Genomic DNA, 26,363 nt, shown 5'->3' with positions numbered 1-26,363 from the left:
TAGCATTAGGATACTTCTTTGGCGAGCTGATCCAGTACGTTGAGAATGCGTTGTGAGATATCTTCCAGCGTATCAAACGTAGCTTCTGCTTCCTCTAATTTTCCTTGCTTGACGAGGTGGTAAATCCGCCGAACTGTTTCGTGGAACTGGCGATGAGGCGCTTCTAATTGCTTGAAAGAGGGCAAGGTGCTCAAGGATGGATTGTTCAGGGCCTCGTCATACCAAATCCCCAAGCGGCATTGATGATGGTCTACGAGTTCTTTTTCATCAATGTGGTGATACCCAAGCATGAAGTTGTACAGCCACCATTTCCATAAGAGATGGTCGGTTTTGACGATTCGCAAGTAATGCTTGGTCTTAAAGTGGTTCGTTTGTGCGATGCTCAGCTTGTGTAGGCTGTTAATGCCAGCCCCAACATTATAGACGTTTCTACCTACATTCGAGACGTGCGAAGAGACCTGCTCCATATTCGTCAGGACTTGCGATATGCGCATGGAAATGTCATCTGTGGCAGCAGACTGCTCTTGTGCCAATGCTGCGATGTGTCCAGTGGAATGCCCGACAGTCTCGATATTTTGCACAATATCTCCTAATATCCCAATGGCATCGCGTGTCTGAATCACTTTATCGTTAAAATGGTCGCTCATGAGAGTGGCCGTTTCTTTTACCTGGACAGCTTCATTCTGAACATTGTTGATTGTGGCTGTAATGCTTTGAACGGATTGCTTGGTCTGCTCGGCGAGCTTTCGTACTTCATCTGCCACGATAGCAAAGCCTCGACCGTGTTCGTTGGCACGTGCTGCCTCAATCGACGCATTCAATGCAAGAAGATTGGTTTGATCGGCAATATTGCGGATGACTTGGACAACCTGAGAAACTTCTGCAATGGATGTCATTAATTGCGAAGTTTTTGCTTGCATTTCCTGGAATTCATCTGCCATGGAAAGAAAGCTGGTTAATGAATCTTGGATGATATCCTTGCCCATCGTCGCTTGCTCGATTGTCGTGGAAGCACTCTCTGCGACAGAGACGGCTGATTGAGCCACTTTTTGCACAGATTCGCTTAGCTGCTCAGCAGCAGATCCCACATTGCCAGCTTCTTCAGTCGTATCCTCAAGCGTGTCCAGCACATGCTTGAATTTATCGATCTGAATCACTAATTCCAGAACTTCGCCCAGGCGATCAATGACTTTGTAATCATTGTCCTCCTGATACGATTGGAGGACAATTTGTGAATCAAGCGTGATGATCTTCATGAGCGCCAACAGGACAGAAGATAATTCCTGAGGACGTTTCGAATAGGTATTGACTATAGCGGGAATCAAATATTCATAGACCCGCAAGTAAGAGCCCGTATACCATTCTGGCGCAAGTCCAATTTTGCTATGGACCTCTCCGATTTTCATGCGCCCGGCTACATAGGCATCGTCTAGCTTGGCATGTGGAAGCGATTGCAAATAGTGACGAAAGGATACGGCCAATCGATCAACCGTCGTATGCGTTTCGACAATCTGCATAAGATGGGAGTATTGGCGAAGCATGTGGTAATGACGCTCTGTAATGGCCTCTAGGTGTTCTGTTAGAAGTGGTTCGATTTGTTTCAGCCGATCAAGGTCTGTTTGATTCATTTGCAAAAAATGAATTTTCCCCGTTAGCTGGTCGGACATTTGGACATCGCTTTTTTGAATTGAGGCGGTAACGGTTTGGGCGCCACGCTTACCAAACATAAAATCCCTCCATAATGTTTACGAAAAACGGGCCTATTCATAAGGGAATAGGCCATAAGTGTTTTATCGATTATAGCATTCACGTATGGAGTTGAATCTTTGGAACTATTGTGATTTTGTGAAAAGTATATTAAGAAATGGGCAGCGTCATCGATTATTCAAAAAAGGTCATGTGATGCTTTTCGTCCCGGTAGTAAGCGAGACGATCCTGGAGAGTGCCTGTATGTAATTCGAACTTATGCCCATCAGGGTCGGTGAAATAAATGGAGCGCTTATCCCGCTCTGAGCGATCCCGTCCATGCAAAATGGTAACGCCATGCTTTTCCAAGTGAGCATACCACTCATCAAATGACTCTTCTGTAATAGTGAAGGCCATGTGTGTATAGGAGTGAGCAATTTCATTGCGTGGGATGTCGGGTTCCTCATTCAGCGCCAACCAGTAGCCATTTAAGTCAAAGTAAGCCAGCTTGCGACCTCGTACTAGTGGTTTGGCTTGCAGGACATCTCGGTAAAAACAAAAAGATTTCTCCAGATCGGAGACAGAGAAAAGCAAATGATTCAATCCTTGAAGTTGCGGCAATATGTCCCCCACCTTTTTAGCAATCATCTCAATTGCTATTGTATGGGGAAAACAGGCAAACCACCAGTCCAATCCGGGTCTGCCTGCCATTTGGTTAGGATTGACTTTGTTGAGCTTGCGCTTGGGCTTGCAGCGTGGATTGGACTTGGGACACCATCGTTTGCGCTTGGGCAATTTCCTGAGACGCTTGCTTCAAGGCTTCTTCGGCGAGCTGTGGATTGGCTGCAGATTGCTCGATTGCTTGCGTAATCATATTTTTTGCCAGCGTGGTGGCTACCTCTGCTTTTTTAAGCGAGTCCGTGTTAATTTGGCTAGGCATTGCTATACCTCCTGCGGTTTTGGGTGATCAGAACACCGTATTAATTTACCCTGCACGCAACGGTTTATGTATAATAGGTACGCGTCCAACCATTTTCCTCCCGTGATGCATAGTCTGACAGGGGGAGGGACGTCAGATGAAAAAGCAATGTGTGCAGGTCATTCGATTGGCAGAGCAAGCATTCTTTACGATTATCTTTTCAGCGCATAAGCGAGTGGGGGATCGCGGAATCATTTTGCCAAAACGGTTCAATTCCAACGTGAAAATTCGCCGTTTCCTGCAAAAATTCATGACCCCTTGTCTGGCAAATCGAGTGATCGGCAATCTTGATTTGCGGCGAATAAACGGACGACTCGCGATCCCAGTAGGGGATACGATAGGGGCTCCACCGATTGTAAAATCACAGGTCCTGTCTTCGGGCAGCAGGTGTGCGACGCTTGTGGTATGGTTTGCCTTCGATCCAAGCGATCGATTTTTCCGTGTGTACCAGTTGAAAAAGCTTTCGAATGGGCGCTGGATTGTTGTGGGGCGTCATCCGCTGGACTATCCGTTTAATCTACCGCAGGATTTCTTGAAACGACAAATACCTTGTGGAAAAGCCTGTGCACCATGGAGAGGGAAATGAAATACTAGGAAAAAATGACTATATTCCAAAAAAATCCGGTATTGCTATTGGTTCAATTTGCCTGTATAGTATGTAAGTGTTGCGATACTTATCGGAAATTGTCGAATGAGAGAACGTCCGATATAGTTGGCAATCGGGAAGTAGCTCAGCTTGGTAGAGTACTTGGCTTGGGACCAAGGGGTCGCAGGTTCGAATCCTGTCTTCCCGACCATGTTTTCTTTTAAATAGGCCGGTATGGCGGAATTGGCAGACGCGCGCGACTCAAAATCGTGAGGGAAACCGTGGGGGTTCAAGTCCCTCTACCGGCACCAGCAATCTATACATATGGTTTTTGTTATAAGGTGGGGAACAGTGAGTAGGCCTGTTTCTCACTTTTTTTATTTTACCGACGATAGATAGGCAAAATGCTTGATCCATGTACCTGCTGTCTTTTCCTTTTGTACCTGCTACAATAGCGTAGTATAGAAGGAAAAGGAGGCGAGAACGTTGAGACTTGCAGGAAAACAAGTGGTTTGCTTCGTCGAAAGTGAATTTGAGGATCTCGAGCTCTGGTATCCGGTGATGAGACTGCGAGAGGAAGGCGCTACCGTCCATTTCGTCGGCCCGAAGGCGAATCACGTCTACATAGGGAAGTACGGTGTACCGTGTGAGGCTGACAAAGCGATGGGAGAGGTCAATCCTGCCGACTATGCAGGCGTACTCGTTCCTGGAGGGTGGGCTCCTGACAAGCTGCGCCGCTATCCGGAAGTGCTGTCGTTTGTGGTTGCGATGCACGAGGCGAAAAAACCGATTGGACATATTTGCCATGCGGGGTGGGTGCTTGCCTCTGCAAAAATTTTGCGCGGGGTAACCACGACATCGACGCCAGGCATTAAAGATGATATGGAGAATGCAGGCGCGATTTGGGTAGATGAAGAGGTCGTGGTAGACGGTCACATTGTAGGTTCCCGTAGACCGCCTGATCTGCCTGCGTACGCCAAAGCATTTGCTGATTTGCTGGCACTACAATAGGAAATGATGAAAAGGACTTGCTCGGATAGACGGGTAAGTCCTTTCATGAAAGAAACTCCAACCTAGTAGGGGATGATAGGGTGTTCAATAATCGGGAGTCACTCCCAAAAGAAAATCAAAATCATAGGCCAAGCAGCAAAAATCTATCTGACAATGTGCTTCCCCCACAAAATTCCCACCGAAACATGCCACCCGTTTTACAACTCGCCAAAAAAGTAGGAAACAAGGCAATGACGCAACTTCTGCAAAATCAAAAGCAACCTCGAATGCCACTCATCCAAAGAAAACTCAAACAAGAGAATCTCAATAAAATGAAAGCGGATCATCCAGATGCATACCAACAAAAAGATTTTGAAGAAGCCGTTGGAGATGACGGGAAGTTTACGGATGTGCAAGCAGATAAAGGACTTCCTACTTTTTGGGGGATGTTAAAGGAAGTATTCGGGGAAAAAAATTTGAATGCAGAGATATTTGCCAAAACAAAAAACGAATTGGGAGATACATGCGACCGTCCTCATTCTGTTACCGCTCTTATTACAAAAAGTACCTCTAAAAATGACCGTGAAGGCTTAAATTTGGTAACAGCCATCGGAAAACTTGGAAAAGAAGAGACTTTCATACGGGAAGGCGCGATTAGCGGGTTATTGGCCAGCTACGAGGGAGGTCATTTGGTTGGCTATCAGATCCTCAGAGGACAAGGGGGAGATCAAGAATGGAATGTAGCCCCGCAGGATACAAAAAATAATAAAGAATCCTACAAGAATACAATCGAGGAAATGCTTCGTAAAGCGAAAATTGGAACAAAGTACGAGTACACGGTAGAAGTAAAATACGATCAATTGAACTTCAGTGTAGACCAGGATCAGCTCTTAAAATTGGGGATCTTGAAAAAAATAGACGCGGATAAACCATGGGAAATTCAGCTACCTGTCAGAATACCGTTCAAATGGGAGGCCAAGGCAGAGATGCTCAACAATGGGCAATTTGGTCGTCCGACGGCAGGAGATTCGTCCTATGATCAATATTCAGAAAATATGGACGAAGGTAATCTGGATTATACGGAGAGCGACTATACGGCGAGATACCATTTATGGTATTCCGTCAATCGAGGAGAAGACAAAGATTATACGCCCGGTGATTTGGAGGATACGAAGGGCGTTACAGGTGTTCGTTTTTCCATGCATCAAGCCTTGATGTCAGATCATGCGAAAAATAAAGACCCGATAGCATGGAAAGGAAGGGAAAGGGTAGCGGACTACGGGAGTGTACAAGACGGATTGGTGGCAGAGTCTGCGGGTATTCGAAAAGCGATTGACATCATGTATGAGAAAAACAGACAAGATTTTCTCGAGTTTGAAGCCATGGAGGATGCAGATCAACCAGAGGACTTTGAGCTAGCTCCCGCTGTTGTGATGGACAAAATGGTTGACGAAGGATATAGAAGTTGTTTTATCAAAGAGTTGCGGGATGCAAAGATTGGTAAGGAATACGATGAGCTGAAATATGCAAATGAAAATTATTTGGAATCTTTTTCTATGAAGGATGATGACTTGAAAAGCTTGCAGCTTGAAAAGGATCATCTGAAAGACATCGAAACAAAAATGAACGCAAAAGATATAAGCCCAGACCTGCTGAAGGAATGCAAAGCCATGCTCCAAAAGCAAAGCCGCGTTATACGAGTCATCCTCAATCATAGACGGGAAAGAATAGCGTATTCAAAGATCGTCAAAAAAACACGTCCCATCTATAAAAGAAAATGGGAAAGGTCGGTCAAAAAATCGATTGCCGCGCATGAAAGATTTAAAATCTTGAAGAAGAAAAGCAGAAAAACGGTGAGTGATGAAAAAAATTTACGAGACTTCGAGTGGAACAAAAACAGTTGCAGGCGAGTTGAGACATTTGACGGATTTTTGAAAGACAAAATCGATTTGCGCACAATTGATACAGAATGAGAGAAACACCAAGCCGAAACATGATACATTTCGGCTTGGTGTTTTATGAACCGGAGTTATTCCGTTTCTTCCACGGCGGATCGCCTAACTCATGAATTTTGTTATTGATTTTAAAAAAAAGATAGGGAATCAAAAACGCCATGATCGTCCCTGTGAAGGTCAAATAAGGAGGAACTACGCCTAAAAATTTGAGCATGGGATCACCTGTTGTTTTGACGTTCGGTACGGTTGATTGCACCGATATTGCGTAAATAGACTTTTGCTTGAACTTTTATTTCGCTTTTTTCATACAGATGCTGCCCTGATTCCCAATCCTGCCGAATCTTTTTCCATAGCGAAAAATAATGCTGCTTCAGATAGTTGCCAAGCTTGATGACATCCACTTTCATCTGCTTATGGACCTTCCTGATGGTATCATTACTCATTCGCTCGATTTCTTCGGCAAACACTTGTTCAAGCTTTTTCATCGCAGTGTTATTCAGAGAATCCATTGTGGCGTAAGACTCAGCCAATGTCCCTTCACATTCGATCGTTATTGTAAATTTCATGTGTTGCTGATCGCGTAAATCTACTTCAATGCTATGCTTGATCCCTTGGATGTTCATCGAGACAAGACCGTTTTTTACCTTGCCTTTTACCATACCTCCCTTAACTTTTCCCGTGAGAAAATTCAGCCCCTCCGTCTCTTCTTCCCCCAGAAAACCAACCAACTGATTGTCTCGGGTAAAAACAGAGGCGCCTGCTAATTTTACCTCCTGCTCTTCGGCTCTGATACGCGGAACGACAAAACTGTACGAACTGAGAAGCTCCTCGTGGACATCGCCCAATCGGGCCTCTGGAAGCATGCGGGAATTTTTATTAACGTTTTCTCCAATCGAGTTGACGTAAATAGCGGGTAGCTTCTCTGTTTTCGGTTTGACTTCCAGTACTTCTTTAGCGGGGCCATTTGAGATAAATACCTTGCTGCTTCGTCTGGAATCTGGATCACGCAGATAGAAATCGAGTGCTCTGGCAAAACCGTTTTTCGTACGGGCGACATCTTCGGAGACGATCAGGATCTTCATATGCTGATAAAACGGAGTTCTGCTGGTCCGGGTAGCCAATTCCCGGGAAATCTCGAAAAGAGAATCTCCCTCGGATATGAGGTTGAGGAAAGCCTCATTGGCTGTGTTTTGACCACCGCCTTTTCCTTGGCCGCCGGAGATCAATCCACCGGGGACGACGAATTGATGAGTGACGAGAAAACGCTCTTTTACTTGAGGTTTGTCTGGTGCCTCTTGTTTGGCTTGCTGCTCGGCTTCTTTTGTACGTGGTTTATCAACTGCTACGCCTACCACAAATCCTCGTTCCTCAATTTGAACCTGATCCCAGCATCCAGCCAGCAAAGTCGATAGAAGCAGGAAGATGCAGAAAGCAGTAAGCTGTCTATTCATGACCCTTTACACCTCGTATGACAGCGATGAGGAACAGTAAAATCGGACATAAATAGACGAGGATCATTCCGAAATAAGTGATGCTGTCTGCGAACGCGAAGAAATCAACCAGGTTTTGTGGGAGCATCGCGACAAAATAAATCATGGGAGAAAGAATGAGCACCCAAAAGGTTTTGCGCACCTTGTTGAACATGGACGACAGATTGAGCACGGTAATATCGAGCCACATCGCACATGTGTTGAAGATCGTCATGATCCAGATGGTGAAGAAAACGGACTCCACCCGTTCAAAAAAGCCGCCGGGGATTTCGACCTCCTTTGCCAGCTCGATGGTTGGATAGGTCAGGTTCGTCGCAACCTCTGCAGAGAATACTCCGATGGCGAACATGTAGATGGTCATGTAGAGCAGAATGGGGATCGAGAGACCTAACGTCACGGCCTTTGCCCCTTCCTGAGGCTTTTTCATCAGCATGGTGTAAAAAAGGATAATCTCAAAGCCGGAATAAGACAATCCGACTACTCTGGAGCCTTCCAAGAGTGAACGCCAGTCTGATGAAAAGAAGGGACGAACATTTTGGATGTCAAACAACTGGGTAGTAAACAGCAGGACGACGAACATGACGACAAGAACCACAGGCAAAAACAGCAAGTTGAGCCGCAGCATGGCAATACGTGATCCAATCACGGAATATTGAACGATCAAGAGAAAAGAGAGCGTGATCATTTCCACTGGGGTATTGTAGAACAGGTACTGCTTAGCGATGTTTCCGATTGCCCTGATTTCAAACGAGACAAATAGCATCGTGTAAATACAGACGAGAAAGGTCAAGATGTAGGCGATCGGTTTGCTTGCGATCATCGAGCTGTATTCAAAGAAGCTTTGTCTCGGAAACCGAGCAGCGAGCTTGGCAAGCAGCCAGCCTATCAGGCACGCACAAAGACCGCTAATCACGACGGAAATCCATCCATCGAATGCTCCGGTTGCCTTGGCTAAGGAGCGGGGAAAGGTCAGGATGCCGACGCCGATTGTGACTGAGGCAATGTTAATCCCCATATGATTTTTGCTGATCATTTTCTCCGCCAAGGTTTCTGCACTCACTTACGAACCTCCTGTACTCATTCTGTTCTCATCTTTCGTGTGAAGGGCATCTGGTCGGGTTTTCAAGAAGGTAACAGGTGCGCGCAAAATCATATCCTTCCAATCCCTTGGCATATGTGGAGCAAGAGGCGCCAAATAAGGGTACCCGATGCTGGTCAGATTGGATAAATGAATCATGATGGCAATAAAGCTAAGCACCACACCATAAATACCAAAAATGGCCGCCATAAACATGGCGAAAAAACGAATCATCCGAAAGGCAATGGCAAGGTGATAAGAAGGGATGGCAAAAGAAGCGATGGCAGTGATGGCGACGACGATGACCATGACAGGACTGACGATGCCCGCAGAAACGGCTGCGTCACCGATGACAAGACCGCCGACGATCCCGATAGTTTGGCCGATCGGCTTCGGCAAGCGTAATCCGGCTTCCTGCAGCAGCTCCATCGTCGTCACCATCATGATCGCTTCTACAAATGCCGGAAATGGAACCCCATCACGTGTGGCCGCGATCGAGAAGGCGAGATCAGACGGGATCAAGCCAGGGTGGAAGGTGACGAGAGCGATATAGAAAGCGGGCGAATAGACGGCTAGAAATGCTGCCAAATACCGTAACAGCCTAGCCAATGAACCGACAATCCAACGCTCGTAGTAGTCCTCAGGTGAATGCAGGAGCAAGCCAATTGTCACAGGCAAAATGAGCACCATCGGAGTCCCGTCCACCAATATCGCAATGCGGCCTTGAAACAACGCTCCACTCACTTTATCAGGACGCTCCGTGTTATGAATCTGCGGAAAAGGCGATAAAAAATCATCTTCAATCCATTGCTCGATAAAACCGGACTCTTCTATCTCGTCCACATCGATCGTAGCGATTCGCCGTCTCACTTCATTCAGTAGTTCTGGATCAACGATGTTTTCAATGTAGGCGATGATCACATCTGTTCGGCTGCGTCTGCCTATGATCGACCCTTCAAAGCGCAAGTTCGGGTCTTTGATACGTCTGCGTATATGAACGGTGTTGTCCCGGATACTCTCCGTAAAGCCATCCCGCGGACCACGCACCAAGCCTTCGGAGACCGGCTCCTCAATGGCACGAGTTTTCCAGCCCTTGCTGTCGACAATAATGACTTCGGTCGCTCCATCTACAAAGATGGCTGTATCCCCGGAAAGAATGCCTTCGAGTACTTTTGTCAAATCCGTTGCTTTCGATATTTCAACGACAGTAAGGACTTCCTCATAAAGCATCCGGACAATCTCGTCTGGTTCAGTCGGTACTACTTTGGAAGCAGTCGAGATCATCAACTGGATTTGTCCGAGAACTTGCGTATCCAGCATATCGCAGTTCGCCAATCCATCAATCGCAATCACGGCACAGGAATGATTGGTGTTGCCGATCGTAAAGGAACGAAGTAATAAATCGTGGGGGCTGCCCAGCACGGTTTTAACCGTCTCCATGTTTTGCTGCAAACTGGTCGTTAGTACAAGCTCAGGATCATTTCGCTGCTGCAAGCGCTGTGCGATTAGAGAGGGAGTTTTCTTTTGGCGACGCTGTGACAAAAATCTGCGCATCATTTGAAGTTTCCTCCCGTTCAGATTGCGAATATCATGTTAGTGCGATTTTTTCCAGATGAGAGGAAAATTATGCGGAAGAATAGGCGAATGCTAAATCTTTCATAGTTTTGAATTGAACTCATTTGTGACCTGTGATACATTCGGCATGGTAGAATAGAGTGTAGTAAAAAGGAAGTTCATGAACAAGAATTAGTAGAGAGAGTAGGAACGATGGAGAAGGGTGGAATAGAAGTGCTTGACAGTCAAGTATTGATCCGGGAAACGGACTTTTCCCGACTGGCACATACATGGGAAGAACTCGCAGAAGTAATGAAGTCGCAGGGAGACGAAAACACGCCGCTCAAGCTCATTCAACTGGCCGCGAAAACAAAGAACGCTGAGCTGAATATTGCGTTTTGCGGACATTTTTCCGCTGGAAAATCAACGATGATTAACACGCTTCTGGGTGTTAATTTGTTGCCTTCCAATCCGATTCCGACAAGTGCGAATGTCGTGAAGATTCGTGGCGGAGAAAAAGCGGCTCGCGTCTTCACCATGAACAGCGGAGTCCTTACATTTGATCCAGATACGGAGATGGAGAAGCTCAAGCAGTTTGCTGTTGACGGAGATACGGTTGAATCCGTAGAGGTCTCTTATCCGGGAACATTCCTTGACGAATACGCCAGCTTGCTCGATACACCGGGCATTGACTCAACAGATGCTGCACACAAAATCGCTACAGAATCTGCTCTGCATTTGGCTGACGTCGTCATTTACATGATGGATTATAACCATGTTCAAGCCGAAGAGAACTTCAACTTTACGAAGACGTTGAAGGATCGTGGCAAGCCAGTTTATCTGGTTGTGAACATGATTGATAAGCATATTGATTTCGAATTGGATTTCGACAGCTATAAGGAAAGTGTCGAGGAGGCATTCGCGACCTGGAACATTCATCCGGATGGCATTTTTTACACGTCGCTCGCGGAACCAGATCATTCTGAGAACATGTATGAAGAATTTAAGGGCATGCTTTCGCAGTTGATCGCTGATCGTGAAAAGCTGGTTGGCACGAGCGTTCGCAGTGCTGCCGAGCATTTGATCGATGAACACATCCAAGTAGTAAGAACAAGTCAGGCAGATCAACGCCAGCAGTGGGAAGCCCAGCTGGATGGGCTGGAAGTAGAAGGCATCGATAGTCGTAATGCTGCGGCTGTGCAGGAAGCGCTTAAGCAGGAGGAAGCAACAGCAGCGGCTCTAGAGCAGCGTGCTGAGGATGCCCGAGTGCAGATGGAAAAAGAGCTGAGTGTACTTTTGGACAATGCTCGTTTGACGTATTTTAGCACGAACGAAGCAGCACGAAGCTACTTGGAGAGCCGCAAACCGGGCTTCAAGGTGGGGTTGTTGTTTGCAGGCAAGAAGACAGAAGAAGAGCGCGAACGTCGTGAAGAAGCGCTTCTCGTCGAGTTCCGCGAAAAAGTGGCGGGAAATCTCGACTTCCATTTCAAAGAATGGCTTGGCAAGCAGCCGCAAGTGTTTGATTTGCGGAACGAAGAATATCACGCCAACGTGCACGCGACCAAGATCGAGATTACAGGTGAGTTCCTGAGCAAGCACATCAAAGAGGGTGCTGCTTCGAGTGAATACGTCCTGAACTACTGTGCGGATATTTCCAGCGGGATGAAGCTGGAGTACAGACGAGTAGGTCTCTCCTTCATAGCACAAGTGGTTGAGATGATAAAGGAGAAAGTGCGCGTAGAAAGTGCAGCTCAAGGCGAGCGTCTTGGCGCATTGCGTGAATTGGCAGCGCTGCATCAAAAGCTGGCGGGACTGGCAGCGAGAGAAGAAGAAACCAAGGGTCGTCTGTTGGCGATTATGCGTGGAGGAGAATAAGTAGCATGAATCAACTACGAGACAAACTAATTGCGGCAGCAGAGCGCCTGCGACGCGCAAGTGAAGAAGTCGTTTCCGTACCAGGGATGCAAGCACAGGCACAGGCGATGCTGGATCGAGCAGATCGTCTAACCGCCAATCGTTTTACCGTTGCACTGTTTGGTGCTTTTAGCGCAGGAAAATCCTCGTTTGCCAACGCCTTGATGGGCGATCTCGTGCTGCCTGTATCCCCGAATCCGACGACAGCAGCGATCAACAAAATTATGCCGCCTACGGATGAGCGTCCGCATGGAACTGTGCGTGTCGTCGTGAAGGAGCGCGAAGCAATTGAGCAGGATGTTATCCGTTCACTCGCTGTGTTTGGACTGGTTGCCTCTGATCTGGATGGCGCATTGGCTGAGCTGGGCAAGATCGACGTCGCTCAAATCCCACCTACGGCAAAACCTCACTACACCTTTTTAAAAGCTGTTACAAAAGGTTTGCCAGAAATGGCTGCTCATCTGGGTGGCGAACTGCTGGTGGATATGCAGGCATTCAAAGGCTTTGTAGCCAAGGAAGAAAAAGCTTGTTTTGCGGAATACATCGAGCTGTTCTATTCCTGCCCACTGACAGACCAGGGCATCGTTCTGGTTGATACGCCTGGTGCGGATTCTATCAATGCGCGTCACACAGGGGTGGCGTTTGAATACATGAAAAACGCGGATGCCGTGCTGTTCGTGACGTATTACAACCACGCCTTTGCACAGGCTGACCGCGAATTTTTGCTACAAATGGGACGGGTCAAGGATACGTTTGAAATGGATAAAATGTTCTTTATCGTCAATGCTTGTGACCTCGCAGCAAACGATGAGGAATTGCAGGGTGTGATTACCCACGTCGAGAAAAACCTCCTCTCGTGCGGAATTCGCCTCCCACGTATTTATCCGGTGTCGAGCCAGACTGCTCTGTTGGCACGGATGCATGAAAAAGGCAAGCTGGCAGCTTCTGCGGAGAAAGTATACCGCCAGCGCACGAATACGGCTGAAGGCGAGTCGCTAATGCCGGCAGAAGAAGCATTCAAGTTTTCGGGAATGGCGTCGTTTGAAGCAGAGTTCCTCCGCTTTACGATTGAAGAGCTGACGCAAATTGCTGTGAATGCTGCAATCGGTGAAATCCGTCGCGCTCATGATACCTTGACAGAATTCATGCGTATGGCACAGTCCGGGGAAGACGAGCGTCTGTTGCGCAAAGAAGCGGCAAGCAACGCCAAGACACAGGCTCTGTCAGCTGTTGAAGCGCTGTCTACCGCTTCGTTCGAACGCGACTTGGCAAAAGAGCGCGAGGAGCTGCTCTACTACGTTCGCCAGCGCTTGTTCTTCCGTTTTAACGAGCTGTTCAATCTCGCATTTAACCCGGCTGTCATCAAGGACGATGGACGCAACATGAAGCAAGCACTGCAAGGATGCTTGACTGATCTTCTGCGTTCGATCAGCTACGACTTGGCGCAGGAGCTGCGTGCCACTACCCTTCGCTTGGAGAAATTCACGAACAAGCAGGGGACAACACTTGTTGCGGCATGGCAACAGGATGTACAAGGCTACGCAGCAGGTTTGACCTTGGCACCTTATCAGCAGAGACAGGTAGAAACACTGTCCTTTGCGAACGAGCTGCCAGTAGCCGAATCGGCATTTGCTTCAGCGGTTTCCTTGTTCAAAAACACGAAGGACTTTTTCGAGCAGGATGGCAAAGCAAAAATGCGTGACGAGCTGGAGAAGCGCATGCAAGAACCAGTGAGCGCGTACGTAGAAATCGGAAACAAGCAATTGGATGAGCAGTTTTCTACGCTGTTCCAAGAGCTGGTGGCAAGTGAGCGCAATCGCGTCATCGACCAGATCAACGAGTACTTCACAGGTCTGTTTGCAGCTCTTGAGATGAACGTCGATCTCGACGAGCTGGCGGCAAAAGTGAGTCGTGTGGCGGCTGAGTTGGCGTAATCAATTTTTCTAAAAGTAATAAAGGGCAGTCCCTATGTCTTTTCAGACCAGGGATTGCCCTTTTTTCGATAGAAATGGGAGGAGTGCATAGAGAGTCAGCCCATTCATCATCCTACCCGTAGCAAAATATGCTTGAATCCATCTTCATCTCGTTCGTGCTGAAAAATAACTGTCCACGTCAATGACTCATCAAAAATGTACATGTCCAAGGTGAAGCGCGTGTAGTTTTCTAGCAGATGCTTTGCGTCCATCTTCATTACTTTGTCACGAATCATCTCTTTACCAAACGTGCTGTAACCTTCCCAAAATACGAGTACCTCGCCTTTTTGGAGCAAAAATGTTGCAGCTTCATTTTTTGAAAGACCCTCTCTGATGATACCCTTATCGTTGTTATTGAATCTCGCTAATTCCCAGAGACAACCTCTGTCCTGTGAAACATATCGCTTATATAAAAATCGACGAAAGCTACAGCTCTCTGTATCAAAAAAGATGGAAACATAGCGTTCTTTTAACGACTTAGAACGTTCTTTCTCTAAAGATGGAATCGTACGTGTATTCACAGCATCAGGACGATACTGAACTGGCCGATAGGAAAATTCTTGTTTATTGCCATTTTTTTCCGCTGCTTTGGTAGAGAATCCATAGCTCATTTCTTCGATATAATTTGTCCTGGCAAACATATCTAGCGTATAATCCAGTTCGCTCGAATGAAGTTTGGCATAATCTCCTGCGGGTATTTTTTTCACAAAGCACCCGTCTGGAATATGCCCGATATAGCTTACTCTCTTGCCGATGATGGTACCCTGTAAATCCCACACCTCAAATATTTTTTCTGGTTCAAGTACATGCTGGATCTCAGTGAGCCGAGGATTGTAAAATTGTGCGTAATCATCGTCGTGAGAATCAAAATCCAAGTCCTCTGGGACCCCAATGACGATCACCTCATCGAGTTTGCATATGTCCAGCCTCATGGTTCCTCCTGTGGTGTGCACGATTCGATTTTAGTAGCAAATAAAAGTAAGAAATGACGTAACTGTAAATACGGTTACGTCAAAAAATATTCAGTGTATTTCTGGGAATGAAAATGATGACCATCACTTTGTTCACAATTATTGTTTCTTTTTGAGCGTGTGAAAGTGAGGGGCTCAGTTGGAATATTCTAGGTTAAGTGGGAAAATGAAAAGGATAGTTCCCGGGTCTTGAAGAGACGAAGGGATTGTCCTTTTTACTGTCGTTAAATGGCTCTTGTCATATTTTGATTCTTCTAATTGAGTCCTTGCAGATATTGTGTAAATGTACTAGATTAAACAATTGCATTAATCAGGGCTTATCAAGCATTTACCTACTAATTCATCTGCCTCAAAGTCATCTGGCTGGAGATTCAATGAAATTGTATCTTTAATTTGTTCAGGATTCTTGTACTTCATATGAACAACGTTATTGACAACAAATTTTTTAGCAAGGTTATTCGCGTCAACTAGAACATTACCTGTTAACTGCCCTTCGTATTTTCCAGTTATAACAACAACATTTGCGGACTGAAGATACATTGCAAATTCGACATTTACTTTAAACAAATCTACCACCTCCGTTTTTGCTCCTCTAATTGTTTCCTATAATCCCTAAGATGCTGAATCGTTTCTCTAGTTTCGACATTTGGTATATCATATGCTTTTCTATGTTTGATTAATTTTTCTTTTGCTTCAATCTCCATTTCTAAAATATTTGAACCGGTAGCTCTTCCAGTTCTATACTGAGTGGCATGAATAAACTCCTCAAATACAGCCGAAGCAGACGGGTTTGGTCTAAACGCAATTGTCTTATCATTTAATGTTGATGCTTCTGTACCATGCCAATTTAATAGTGGTACTGCTTCGTGTTCAGGAACAAGAAGTCCCCCTTGCTTCTCAAAAGCATTTTTCATTCGATTAAACTTTTCTGGATCCATTGGAATATGACCGGAATCCTTATCAATCCTATTTAGTGTCTTATCCCTTTGCCTATTCCCTTTACTAGTTGCCTTTACGATTTTTTTAAGGTTTTTGCTTCTCCCAAGCGTAAGTGCATGTAAGGCAATCCCACCGATTGCAAGTCCATCCGCGAGATTGATTTTATCATCCCGCAACGTATTCAAGTCCTCCTGCATCGGCTCAATATAGCCTTCCCTCACAAATACACTAACTCCCTTAGGTAAATCCTCAGCCGCCTTCTTAAAGCCTTTAGGCAAATCATTTGTGGCTTTTTCTAGTGCCCCAGGCAGTTCACTTGCCGCTTTTTGCATCGCAGCAGGAACGTTTCCAAGCTTTGATATTCCTTTGATGAAGTGATCCAACATACTTGGCTTTTCCTGTGGCTTTTCGCAAGCTGGTCCTTGTCTAAAACTAGCATCTGAAGACCCGCTATTTGTTGACGACTGATTTCCTATCGTCACACCACTCAAATCCTGCCCGTCGTCTTCAATCTTGATGAGTCCGCAATGGAAACACACATTTGTGGATTTGTTCAACAATGCGGGGTGTCCGCCGACCACTTTGTCCGGTTTGCCATCTATCCAGGGCATGGTCATCACAGGGGTACACGGCATCGGTGTTAGTACACCGTTATTAGCTGAAGTGGCAGAAGCGACGGCGGGATTCTTCAAGCTGCTGCACTTACCAAATGGCATGATATTGACGTTGGGAACATAGTCCATGATGTTCATCTGTGGCTTGCCTTTTACAAAAACACCATGACTGAACGGCATTTTTAGCCGACTTTTCTGACTCCCACTGCTGCATGATAAAATGGCACCAACAACCACGTAGCTTTTGCGTTCCGCATTCGACTTTTGAACGGTGATATCTTCAATATGGGGCATTCAGTCGCCTCCTCACAGGCAGTTTCCTATACAGATGGAAGATGCTCATGGTGAAAAAAGACGAACGATATCCAATCTATATATAAAAAGGGAATAATACCCACATGTTGAAGTATCGGTTTGGGATTGGCTACTAGTCATAGTTAGAAAGTTGTGAATAAACGATGTGTTAATAGGTATTAAGGTCTATTTATGTATCCTGTTATTTATATTCCCGATTCTCCCATTCCTCGCGCAATATCCCCATCTTAATCGCATCGTAATATTCACCGCGAACAATCCTTGCTTTACGTACCCGCGCTTCTTCCACCATTCCCATGTGAGCAGCCAGCTTGATCATCCGTTCATTGCCGGACCACGTACCAATGCCTAAACGGACCGTATCCATGTGGGTAAACAAGTAGTCGATCCACATCCGAAACGCTTCCCGGCCATAACCATTCTGCCAGTAGCGGGAGTCGTAAATGACGATTCCAATCTCGCACCAGTTCGTCTCCTCAGATACCCAGTAGCGACCGACACTGCCTTTTAGCTCGCCGTCAATCTCAATGATCAGCTCGGTTCTTGGTGCATCAGTACCTACGAGAGCGAGAGACTCCTGGTAGCGAGGGAGGGCACGATACTCTTCTTTTGTGTACGGATCAAGCGGTTTATAGGGGCCATTCCAATGGAGATGTTCCCGATCCTCTGCTTCGTATTTCCAATAGTAAATCGTATCCAAATCTTCTGCTCGAATATCTCGAAGAACGACCTTTTCTCCTTGCAAATGAATATGCATGACTTGTTCTCCTTTCGTATGGGTGAATCTGGTACAATCATTGTAAAAGAGAACTGCTCCTATACATAGTGACAGTTTGGGAGAATTGGAAAGGTACAGAATGGAGGGCCGCTGATGGAGTACATGCCGGTCATGGATGCACAGAGCAAGGAACCTCTGTATCAGCAGCTATACAAGCAATTGAGCAAACGGATTGCATCAGGAGAGATACCGTCCGGAACCAAGATGCCGTCGATCCGTCAGTTGATGAAGGCAAGCGGCGTCGGAAAAAATACGATTGAGGCTGCCTATCAGCAACTACTCGCAGAAGGCTACATCGTGAGCCGGGAGCGAAGTGGCTTTTATGCTGCCGAGATCGAGAGATGGTCAGAGCCAGTGGAGCAGGATGAGGAGATTGCCTTGTACTCCTCTATCTTGAAAAAGAAAAAAGGGGAGCATCTCACCTGTCGCTACAATTTTCACGGTTCGGTCATCGATACGAAGTCGTTTCCTTACGCTGCATGGCGCTCGTGCATGCTGGAAGCGCTGGATGCCTATCCGGAGGACTTTTCTTTTTACGGGGATGATCAAGGAGAGTGGGAGCTCCGAGAAGAGCTCAGTAAATATTTGCGCAGAGCACGTACGCTCATTTGTCGGCCTGAGCACATCATCATTGGCACTGGATTACAGCAGGCTCTCAGCTTTTTATGTCTGCTCTTGGCAGATCGACATCGTGTGGTTGCGATCGAGGAGCCTGGCTATGCAGATGCACGAATTGTCTTTTCCCAGCACGGCTATGAGGTCGTGTCCATCCCGCTAGTGGAAGACGGGCTGTCCATTGAAGCCTTGGAAAAAAGCAAAGCAACGGTCGTGTACACGACGCCTGCCCATCAATTTCCGTATGGGATGGTCATGCCAGTGGGTCAGCGCCAGCAATTGTTGCAATGGGCAAAGAAAACGAACGGAATCATCATCGAAAATGATTACGATGGCGAATTCCGCTATAATGTACACCCTACGCCATCTTTGCAAGGGATGGATCGGGACGGATGTGTGGTTTATATCGGGAATTTTTCCAAAGCATTTTCTCCAGCACTTCGCTTGGATTACACGGTGCTTCCGCGGCAATTGCTCGGGCGATATTTGGAAGCATTCCAGGCGTATCCTTCTCCGGTTTCCCGCCATTTGCAGCGGAGTATGCAGTTGTTCATGCAAAAGGGCTACTGGGAAAAGCATGTCCGAAAAATGCGCACCGTCTATCACCGCAAGCACGATACATTGCTTCGGTCGATACAGACCTACATGCCTCGGGAAGTACGAGTTTTGGGACAGTCAGCGGGGCTGCATATTTTGCTAGAGGTAGATACTTCCCGAACGGAAAAGGAGCTGATCGAGCTAGCGCGTGCGTCCGATGTTCGCGTTTATCCGAGCGGCCATAACTGGGCCAATGATCCGACGAATGTGCGGCCGCGAATCATCGTTGGATTTGGTGGAGTGGAGGAACAAGACATTGCAGAAGGAATCAGTCGTCTAGCAGAAGCTTGGTTTTCGTTATGATTGGCGCTTTTGCCGGATCTTCTCGTTCCGATGAGGGTCCCAAATAGTTTCAACAGAAAAAAGCAGCCTATGGCGTGGGACAGGGTAATTGTCCAGCGCATAGGCTGCTTGGCTTTTTTTCGGCAGAGATTAGTTCATGCTTTTTTGGTACTCATCAAATTGAGCAGTTACTTCATTCGAAGGCTTACTAGTCAAATGGCTGACAACCACGATGGCGAGCAGGCTAATGGCAAAGCCGGGAACCATCTCGTAAAGGAAGTCCTTCAGCACATCAAAACGAGTCCAGATGATAACGGTAAATGCGCCAGCGACCATACCCGCGAGAGCACCCCATTTGTTCATGCGCTTCCAATAGAGGGAGAGCAGAATGACAGGCCCAAACGAAGCGCCGAATCCGGCCCACGCATATCCAACGAGATCGAGGATCGTGTCATTTTTATTCAAGGCGAGCAAAAAGGCAATGACAGATACAAGCAAGACGGACAGGCGGCCAAAGGTGACCAGCTCTTTGTCAGTTGCAGAACGCTTGAAAAAGGTTTTGTAAATATCCTCGGTCAAGGAGCTGGAGGTGACGAGCAGCTGAGAGGAAATCGTACTCATGATCGCTGCCAAAATGGCCGCCAGCAAAAAGCCGGTAATGATCGGATGGAACAGAATCGTACCCAACTGAATGAAGATCGTCTCAGGATCGCTCAACGTCCAGCCTTGCTTGGAGTACAGGGCAATACCGACCAGACCTGTCAGCATGGCTCCAATGACGGAGAAAATCATCCAGCCCATACCGATGCTGCGTGCTTTTTTTATCTCACTCGTGGACGTGATTGCCATAAAGCGAACGATAATATGCGGTTGTCCGAAATAACCGAGACCCCATGCAAACAAAGAAATGATGCCGAGCAGGCTCGTCCCTTTAAAAATATCGAGCAAAGAGGGATCGACAGCGTGAATCTCGGTAAATGTTTCTCCCAATCCGCCTGCTGTAAGAACGGTCACAAGCGGAACGAGAATGAGCGCGATGACCATGATGAGTCCCTGTACAGCGTCCGTCCAGCTTACAGCGAGGAAGCCGCCAAACAATGTGTAGGCAATGGTGACCAATCCAACAATCCATAGCCCCGTTTGATAGCTCAGGTGGAAGGTGTTTTCAAACAACACGCCTCCAGAGACGAGACCGGAAGAGACGTAAAAGGTAAAAAAGATCATAATAACAAGGGCCGAGACAAGACGAAGCATCCGAGACCCGTCCCCGAAACGATTTTCCAAAAAAGCAGGAATCGTAATCGAGTTGTTGGCGACCTCTGTATACGAACGAAGGCGGGGAGCGACATACAGCCAGTTGGCATAAGCCCCGAGAGTCAGACCGATGGCAATCCAGGATGCGCTAAGACCTTGGGCAAACATGGCGCCAGGCAAGCCCATCATCAACCAGCCACTCATGTCAGATGCACCCGCGCTGAGAGCGGTTACAGTTGGACCGAGCGACCGACCGCCGAGCATGTAGTCTGTCAGATTGGAGGTACGTTTGTAGGCATAATAGCCGATCAGCAGCATACCTGCCATGTACACAATAATAGATGCGAGTAGCATATTCATTGGCAGCACCTCGTTGTGTTTAGTATTTGTGAAAATTATATGAACATCTTACACATTATCATGCCCAATTATAAAAATCTATAAGGAAACACAGAAAATTTTGTAGAAACCCAATAAAAAGTTTTTTACTAACACGAAAAAGCCCGCGATGATGGATCGCAGGCTTTTCTTGAAATATTTCCCTGATTACTGAACTTGAACCTGACCGTTTCCGTCGAGTGTTACTTTGAATTCCTTTACGACAGTAGGCTCCGCACCTTGGTTGTTCAAATCGTGCTTGAGCACTTTGAAAGTACCATCGGCAGAGAGTGTGCCTGTATATTCAACACCAAACATGTCAGATTTATAAAAGCTGAAGTTCGCAAGCTCGGTTTTTTGCAATTCATTTACCAGCAACTGACCATCTCCACTGAACATGGCATTACGCAATGCTTCAGAGGATTCGTATTTTTGCTGGAGGTATGTTTGCAGCTGTTTGGCGACTTCAGACTCAGCCAGTTGCTTGCCGGCTTCGACAGCCTGTTTTCCTGTCTCAATCGCTTGTTGACCTGTTTCAACTGCTTGCTGAGCGGTTTGAACCCCTTCTGATAGATCGGAGCAGGCAGTGAGCAGCAACGCGCATGCGATCATCCAAACTTTTTTCATGTGATTCACTCCTTTCTGGCGTGACGATTCATACTTTATTTATTTTACCGTATATCCACTGACTTCGCATCCGCATATGATGGGGTAAGCGTAAGAGCTGCACTGATTACAGGGAGGAAACACAATGATTCAAGGGAAAGTAAAATGGTTCAGTAAGGAAAAGGGCTATGGGTTTATTGAGCGTGATGGAGGACCTGATGTATTCGTACACTACTCTGCGATCACGGGGTCAGGTTACCGGAACTTGGAGGAAGGCGAGCAGGTGGTTTTTGAAATCGTGAATGGACAGCGTGGGCTGCAAGCCGCCAATGTGGCGAGGAAAGTCGTGTAAAAGAGGTATCATCTTCTAAAAACACATGACGAAGGACTTCCTTCGATTCAAAAACGCCGTCATACCTGTACAAGGCAGACGGCGTCTTATTTAAGTCACGTATCGTTCGGGATGGATCAGAGGTTGTTGTAGAGAAAGACTGACAATGCAATTACCAAGGCGATGGTAATCATGCCGTAAATGATCAACAGATTCCGGGAGCGTTGTTTAAAGTCCCGCACTTTGGATTCGGATGGGTTCATACCGATTTTTATGGTAACGACGAGACCTATGAGAACAAGTACAATAATAGCAATAATGAAAGGCAAAATACTCATAACAGCCAGTCCTTTCTGTATGGCCCAGTCATCCTGCCGGATATACACGAGGATGCATGCGGTAGCTTACTTCGATCATATACCGACCGCACAAAAATGTTGCCATCCACTTGGGGATTATTTTGGCCATCCACTTGCTGAGAATGCATCTGCTAAGCGTGAGACTGCCTCCGTGATCTGATCCAGGGTAGCTCTGCCAAAGGTGAAGCGGACATATCCTTGCTCTGCACCGAACAGATGTCCCGGAACGAAAACTACTCCCCGTTTGACTGATTCTGTGAGAAAATGTTCGCCGCTCCATTCTCCTTTAAATTTACACCACAGGTGAATGCCTCCCTCTGACCCGACCATTTCTACTTGATCACCGAACTTGTCTTGGAGCGAGGAGACAAGCTGATCGTGCCGCAAGGATAGCTCTGTTCGCAACAGATCGATGTGACTCGCAAACTGAGGCGATCCGAGAAAGCGATTCGCCAGCCATTGCGGAAAAATGCTGTGCCCAAAATCAAACTGTTGTTTCGCATCTGCCAATCTTTCCATGACGGTAGGGGGCCCGACGATCCAGCCGATTCGCAGACCTGAGGCTACGATTTTGGTCAAGGAGCTGATATAGAGTACTGTTCCGTGTTGATCCAGTGATTTTAAGGTTGGGAGGGGCTCTCTCGAAAAACTGGTCAGGCTGTATGGATCATCCTCGATGATCGGAATCCCTTTTTCATAGGAGAACGCGAGCAATTCCTGGCGCCGCTCCAATGAAAGTAGCGTCCCTGTCGGGTTTTGATAATTTGGATTGAGAAAAACCATTTTGATGCGGTGCTGGCGGTGGAGCTGGGCCAAGTGCTTCGGGTCGATTCCATCCCGGTCGACAGGCAGCGAAAACGTACGCAAGCCAGCAGAATGAAAAAGCGGCAAGGAATAACAATAAGACGGCTCCTCAATGGCAACGGCATCCCCTGGCTTTAACAAGCATTGAACGACGAGATGTAGGGCTTGCTGCGCGCCTGACGTAATCATGATCGAGGTAGCGGGTGCTTCGATGCTTCGCCATGTTTTCATGTGGAGACTCAATGTTTCTCGCAAAGCCCAATTGCCCTGCGGATGCTCATACCCGAGATGAGCCGGGAAGTCATCGGGGGTCATGAGCTGCTGGAGCGTTTGATTGGGGACGAGATCGGTCGAGAGCTCGCCACTCGCCAAATCGATCAAGTCATTTTCCTGTGTTTCACGACGGATTTTGCGAATCAACGGTAAATTCGGACGAAACGAACCTGATTCCGTCAAATGACGCCAGTTCGGAACGCGGGTCCGTGCCAGTCCCCAAATATCTTGGCTGACGATGGTGCCACTTCCTTGTATGCGCTCGATCATACCTGCTGCTTGCAGCTCATCGTACGCAGCGACGACGGTCGAGCGGTTGACGTTCAGTTCTTTGGCCAGTGTGCGCTCCGAGGGCAAATAGCTACCAGGACCGAATTCACCACTGCTGATTCTTTGCTCGATTTGCTCTGCTATTTGTTTATATAAAGGCTTTGTAGGAACAGAAGATTTGCCATCCATCACGAATCCCGCTTTCTACATTTATCCATTTATTATAACATGACATTCCGATCTTTCCTTTTCGTCTGGGTCAGGTAAAATAGATGAGATGGAAGGAGAGATGGACGATGAAACAATACCTGGATTTGTGCCAGCGCATTTTGGATGAGGGTGTCACTAAAGAGGATCGGACAGGCACCGGAACGACCAGTGTTTTTGGGCATCAGATGCGTTTTGACCTGAGTGAAGGTTTTCCCATGGTCACGACGAAAAAGCTGCATATGAAATCGATCATCCACGAATTGCTCTGGTTTTTATCAGGAGATACCAATATCCGCTACCTGCAGGAAAACGGTGTGCGGATCTGGAACGAATGGGCCGATGAAAACGGAGATTTAGGCCCGGTATACGGAAGCCAATGGCGTTCTTTTACTGGACGCGACGGCAAAACAGTGGACCAGATTCAATGGGTCATTGATGAGATCAAACGCAATCCGGACTCCCGCCGCTTGATCGTTAGCGCGTGGAATCCGGCTGAATTGGACAAGATGGCATTGCCGCCTTGTCACCTGCTGTTCCAGTTTTACGTAGCGAATGGCAAGCTGTCCTGCCAGCTGTATCAACGCAGTGGCGACACGTTTTTGGGTGTGCCGTTTAATATCGCTTCCTACGCGTTGCTGACACATATGGTGGCGCATGTCACAGGGCTTGAAGTGGGCGATTTTGTTCATACGATCGGAGACGCTCATCTGTATCTCAACCATATCGAGCAGGTCAAGCTACAGCTCACTCGCGAGCCGAAACCACTGCCAAAGCTCGTGCTCAATCCAGATGTGACTTCGATTTTTGACTTCAAATACGAAGATATAGAAATCGTTGGCTACGAATCCCACCCGCACATCAAAGGCGAGGTGGCCGTATGATCAGTCTGATTGTTGCCTATGCCCGCAACCAAGTCATCGGAAAAGATGGCGATATGCCGTGGCACCTTCCTGCCGACTTGAAAAATGTGAAGGAATTAACGACAGGCAAAACGATTGTAATGGGACGCAAAACGTTCGAATCGATCGGCAAGCCGCTGCCTAACCGCAGAAATGTCGTTCTGACACGCAGCCAGGACTTTCACCCTGAAGGTGTAGATGTCGTTCATACGAAGGAAGAAGTTCTCGCCATGGGTGATGTCATCATCTTTGGCGGCTCGGAAATTTATCGCCAGTTCCTCGATGTTGTTGATCGTCTGTACATTACAGAGATCGATTTGGAAACAGAGGGCGATACGTTTTTCCCTGCATGGGATCGTGATGCTTACACCTTGGTGGACAAGCGTGAGGGTATCGTAGATGAGAAGAACGTTCATCCGCATGCGTTTTACGTGTATGAGCGAAAAAATAGCTGATAAGCAAAAATGCCTCGATGCTGAGGCATTTTTTTGTTCTTTTTCACTTCTTCTACTAGGTCGTTCGTCATGTGAATACTCGACATATGTATGGAACCAAACGCATATATAACGATAGAAAATAGCAGGGACGAACCCAAGGAGGTGATCGGGTGAAGGTAGACTTTCACGTCCATTTGGAGGAAGGGCCGTATTCGCTGGACTGGTTGCTCAAGCAAGCGGAATCATTGCGCCCCCTCGTGGAGCATGCCGAAGTGATGGGGAGCCGAAAATGGGCAAGCATGCTGACCAATGGGTTGGCAGAACGCCTACAACAAGGCCCGTATTCACGAGATTGGCTTGAATGGTATCGACTCCGTGCCAAACAGGCTGGGATTCAGCAAGTTTGCGTGGTCGAGCACTTATATCGTTTTCATGAGTATCGGTCGTACTACGAACAGCATGTGCACATGGGCTCTGATCGTTTGGGGGCAGCGCAGCGCAAATGGCTGAGTCAGGTCGCAAACGATTCACTGGACAGCTTTGTTGTTTTCCTGCAAAAAGAGCGGCTTCGTTGGGCGGAGGATGGAATTGAGCTGCGTGTCGGGATAGAATTGGATTATTTTTCGGGTGGAGAAGAGACACTGTGGCCTATCATCAATCAATATCCGTGGGATGTATGCATAGGAGCCGTGCATTTTCTGGAAGGCTGGGGCTATTCGATCCAGGGTGCACAAGAACGCTTTGGAAGACAGGAGCTAATCGGATTATACAGTCTTTATTTTGATAAGCTGGAGCAGGCGATCGAATCGCAATTATTCGATGTTATCGCCCATATCGATGGCATCAAAGCGTTTGGTATGCGACCGGATGAGACTGCCCTATTGCCGTATTATCAGCGTGTGGCACGGGCTCTTGGACGTATGGGGATTGCGACGGAAATCAATACAGGCTACGGTTTGGCCAGTCAATTCCGTGAATTTTCGCCCAGCTATCGTTTTCTGGAAATTTTGTTCCAGAATGGAGTGCCCATCACCTTGGCGTCTAACGCTACGGCGCCAGATCAAGTCGGTCAGCAGTTGGACGAGGCTCGAGCGCAGTTGAAACGGGTAGGCTATACGAGCTTTGCGGTTTTTGAAAAGCGAAAACGTAGCATGCTCGCTCTGGATTAGTCAAGCTCCCCATTTGTCCCATGATTCTGCTATGATGGGACAAGAATAGTGAATCCA

Annotated in this window: 24 protein-coding genes, 2 tRNA genes and 1 pseudogene; 12 read left to right on the top strand and 15 right to left on the bottom strand. The window is 47.1% G+C overall.

Annotated elements, in window-relative coordinates:
• Positions 1–5 precede the first annotated feature (5 nt).
• The 3 genes from HPY31_RS16660 to HPY31_RS16650 all read right to left on the bottom strand — a co-directional run bounded on the left by HPY31_RS16660 (position 6) and on the right by HPY31_RS16650 (position 2,626).
• Positions 6–1,727 (bottom strand): protoglobin domain-containing protein, encoded by a 1,722-nt coding sequence (locus HPY31_RS16660; protein WP_172141607.1) that lies wholly within the window; start codon positions 1,725–1,727, stop codon positions 6–8.
• A 154-nt stretch (positions 1,728–1,881) separates the two neighbouring features.
• Positions 1,882–2,334 carry a metallothiol transferase FosB gene (fosB, locus tag HPY31_RS16655; RefSeq protein WP_172141606.1) on the bottom strand — a complete coding sequence of 151 codons (453 nt, stop codon included), beginning with the start codon at positions 2,332–2,334 and terminating at the stop codon, positions 1,882–1,884.
• Positions 2,335–2,401: 67 nt separating this feature from the next.
• Positions 2,402–2,626 carry a hypothetical protein gene (locus HPY31_RS16650; protein WP_172141605.1) on the bottom strand — a complete coding sequence of 75 codons (225 nt, stop codon included), beginning with the start codon at positions 2,624–2,626 and terminating at the stop codon, positions 2,402–2,404.
• Positions 2,627–2,762: 136 nt separating this feature from the next.
• Between HPY31_RS16650 and HPY31_RS16645 the strand changes: the two genes are divergently transcribed.
• From HPY31_RS16645 to HPY31_RS16625, 5 genes are all read left to right on the top strand, one after another.
• Complete coding sequence (locus HPY31_RS16645) at positions 2,763–3,251, top strand: hypothetical protein (RefSeq protein ID WP_172141604.1); 489 nt, start codon at positions 2,763–2,765, stop codon at positions 3,249–3,251.
• A gap of 134 nt (positions 3,252–3,385) precedes the next feature.
• Positions 3,386–3,462 (top strand) — tRNA-Pro (locus HPY31_RS16640).
• Between the two features lie 17 nt (positions 3,463–3,479).
• A tRNA-Leu gene (locus HPY31_RS16635) sits at positions 3,480–3,562 on the top strand.
• A gap of 175 nt (positions 3,563–3,737) precedes the next feature.
• On the top strand, positions 3,738–4,262 hold the full coding sequence (locus tag HPY31_RS16630) for a type 1 glutamine amidotransferase domain-containing protein (RefSeq protein WP_064201036.1): 525 nt from the start codon (positions 3,738–3,740) through the stop codon (positions 4,260–4,262).
• Between the two features lie 230 nt (positions 4,263–4,492).
• A complete protein-coding gene (locus HPY31_RS16625; RefSeq protein WP_253901828.1) occupies positions 4,493–6,214 on the top strand; it encodes a hypothetical protein in 1,722 nt (573 codons plus the stop codon).
• Positions 6,215–6,257: 43 nt separating this feature from the next.
• On the opposite strand, the gene HPY31_RS16620 is transcribed toward HPY31_RS16625, so the two are convergent.
• From HPY31_RS16620 to HPY31_RS16605, 4 genes are read right to left on the bottom strand one after another with little or no spacing between them, the layout of a single operon-like run.
• Positions 6,258–6,410 carry a hypothetical protein gene (locus HPY31_RS16620; RefSeq protein WP_172141602.1) on the bottom strand — a complete coding sequence of 51 codons (153 nt, stop codon included), beginning with the start codon at positions 6,408–6,410 and terminating at the stop codon, positions 6,258–6,260.
• Positions 6,411–6,414: 4 nt separating this feature from the next.
• Complete coding sequence (locus HPY31_RS16615) at positions 6,415–7,647, bottom strand: Ger(x)C family spore germination protein (protein WP_172141601.1); 1,233 nt, start codon at positions 7,645–7,647, stop codon at positions 6,415–6,417.
• Complete coding sequence (locus HPY31_RS16610) at positions 7,640–8,746, bottom strand: GerAB/ArcD/ProY family transporter (RefSeq protein ID WP_172141600.1); 1,107 nt, start codon at positions 8,744–8,746, stop codon at positions 7,640–7,642. The genes HPY31_RS16615 and HPY31_RS16610 overlap by 8 nt, the downstream gene beginning before the upstream one ends.
• A complete protein-coding gene (locus HPY31_RS16605; protein ID WP_172141599.1) occupies positions 8,747–10,321 on the bottom strand; it encodes a spore germination protein in 1,575 nt (524 codons plus the stop codon).
• Positions 10,322–10,531: 210 nt separating this feature from the next.
• On the opposite strand from HPY31_RS16605, the gene HPY31_RS16600 reads away from it, so the two are divergent.
• Together HPY31_RS16600 and HPY31_RS16595 are read left to right on the top strand one after the other, a co-directional pair.
• Positions 10,532–12,193: a dynamin family protein gene (locus tag HPY31_RS16600; RefSeq protein WP_172141598.1), complete on the top strand. Its 1,662-nt coding sequence runs from the start codon at positions 10,532–10,534 to the stop codon at positions 12,191–12,193.
• Between the two features lie 5 nt (positions 12,194–12,198).
• Positions 12,199–14,166 carry a dynamin family protein gene (locus tag HPY31_RS16595; protein ID WP_172141597.1) on the top strand — a complete coding sequence of 656 codons (1,968 nt, stop codon included), beginning with the start codon at positions 12,199–12,201 and terminating at the stop codon, positions 14,164–14,166.
• Between the two features lie 107 nt (positions 14,167–14,273).
• On the opposite strand, the gene HPY31_RS16590 is transcribed toward HPY31_RS16595, so the two are convergent.
• The 4 genes and pseudogenes from HPY31_RS16590 to HPY31_RS16575 form a co-directional block, all read right to left on the bottom strand.
• Complete coding sequence (locus HPY31_RS16590) at positions 14,274–15,137, bottom strand: hypothetical protein (protein WP_172141596.1); 864 nt, start codon at positions 15,135–15,137, stop codon at positions 14,274–14,276.
• Positions 15,138–15,482: 345 nt separating this feature from the next.
• Positions 15,483–15,752 (bottom strand): hypothetical protein, encoded by a 270-nt coding sequence (locus HPY31_RS16585; protein ID WP_172141595.1) that lies wholly within the window; start codon positions 15,750–15,752, stop codon positions 15,483–15,485.
• 851 nt (positions 15,753–16,603) lie between these two features.
• Positions 16,604–17,023, bottom strand: a pseudogene (locus HPY31_RS16580) (DUF4280 domain-containing protein); the annotation flags it as partial.
• Between the two features lie 202 nt (positions 17,024–17,225).
• Positions 17,226–17,801 carry a GNAT family N-acetyltransferase gene (locus tag HPY31_RS16575; protein ID WP_172141594.1) on the bottom strand — a complete coding sequence of 192 codons (576 nt, stop codon included), beginning with the start codon at positions 17,799–17,801 and terminating at the stop codon, positions 17,226–17,228.
• A 114-nt stretch (positions 17,802–17,915) separates the two neighbouring features.
• Here HPY31_RS16575 and pdxR (HPY31_RS16570) point away from each other — a divergent pair, with 114 nt between their 5' ends.
• Complete coding sequence (gene pdxR / locus HPY31_RS16570; protein ID WP_172141593.1) at positions 17,916–19,337, top strand: MocR-like pyridoxine biosynthesis transcription factor PdxR; 1,422 nt, start codon at positions 17,916–17,918, stop codon at positions 19,335–19,337.
• A gap of 129 nt (positions 19,338–19,466) precedes the next feature.
• On the opposite strand, the gene putP is transcribed toward pdxR (HPY31_RS16570), so the two are convergent.
• Positions 19,467–20,930 carry a sodium/proline symporter PutP gene (gene putP / locus HPY31_RS16565; RefSeq protein WP_172141592.1) on the bottom strand — a complete coding sequence of 488 codons (1,464 nt, stop codon included), beginning with the start codon at positions 20,928–20,930 and terminating at the stop codon, positions 19,467–19,469.
• 186 nt (positions 20,931–21,116) lie between these two features.
• Positions 21,117–21,575 (bottom strand): hypothetical protein, encoded by a 459-nt coding sequence (locus tag HPY31_RS16560; protein WP_172141591.1) that lies wholly within the window; start codon positions 21,573–21,575, stop codon positions 21,117–21,119.
• Between the two features lie 124 nt (positions 21,576–21,699).
• On the opposite strand from HPY31_RS16560, the gene HPY31_RS16555 reads away from it, so the two are divergent.
• Positions 21,700–21,906, top strand: a complete 207-nt coding sequence (locus HPY31_RS16555) for a cold-shock protein (RefSeq protein ID WP_016743125.1) — start codon at positions 21,700–21,702, stop codon at positions 21,904–21,906.
• A 116-nt stretch (positions 21,907–22,022) separates the two neighbouring features.
• Here HPY31_RS16555 and HPY31_RS16550 read toward each other — a convergent pair whose 3' ends face one another.
• Together HPY31_RS16550 and pdxR (HPY31_RS16545) are read right to left on the bottom strand one after the other, a co-directional pair.
• Positions 22,023–22,223, bottom strand: coding sequence for a hypothetical protein (locus HPY31_RS16550; protein ID WP_015892632.1), 201 nt, complete (start codon positions 22,221–22,223; stop codon positions 22,023–22,025).
• Positions 22,224–22,340: 117 nt separating this feature from the next.
• Positions 22,341–23,780, bottom strand: a complete 1,440-nt coding sequence (gene pdxR / locus HPY31_RS16545; RefSeq protein WP_172141590.1) for a MocR-like pyridoxine biosynthesis transcription factor PdxR — start codon at positions 23,778–23,780, stop codon at positions 22,341–22,343.
• Between the two features lie 107 nt (positions 23,781–23,887).
• On the opposite strand from pdxR (HPY31_RS16545), the gene HPY31_RS16540 reads away from it, so the two are divergent.
• The 3 genes from HPY31_RS16540 to HPY31_RS16530 all read left to right on the top strand — a co-directional run bounded on the left by HPY31_RS16540 (position 23,888) and on the right by HPY31_RS16530 (position 26,306).
• Positions 23,888–24,682: a thymidylate synthase gene (locus HPY31_RS16540; protein WP_172141589.1), complete on the top strand. Its 795-nt coding sequence runs from the start codon at positions 23,888–23,890 to the stop codon at positions 24,680–24,682.
• A complete protein-coding gene (locus HPY31_RS16535) occupies positions 24,679–25,155 on the top strand; it encodes a dihydrofolate reductase (RefSeq protein WP_015892627.1) in 477 nt (158 codons plus the stop codon). The genes HPY31_RS16540 and HPY31_RS16535 overlap by 4 nt, the downstream gene beginning before the upstream one ends.
• Positions 25,156–25,307: 152 nt before the next feature.
• Positions 25,308–26,306 (top strand): histidinol phosphate phosphatase domain-containing protein, encoded by a 999-nt coding sequence (locus HPY31_RS16530; protein WP_172141588.1) that lies wholly within the window; start codon positions 25,308–25,310, stop codon positions 26,304–26,306.
• Positions 26,307–26,363: the final 57 nt, after the last annotated feature.

Source organism: Brevibacillus sp. HB1.3 (assembly GCF_013186635.1).
In the GTDB taxonomy this organism is placed as follows: Bacteria; Bacillota; Bacilli; order Brevibacillales; family Brevibacillaceae; genus Brevibacillus; species Brevibacillus brevis_D.
Note: the sequence above shows the minus strand (reverse complement) of the source record. Positions and strands in the feature narration are given on the sequence as shown.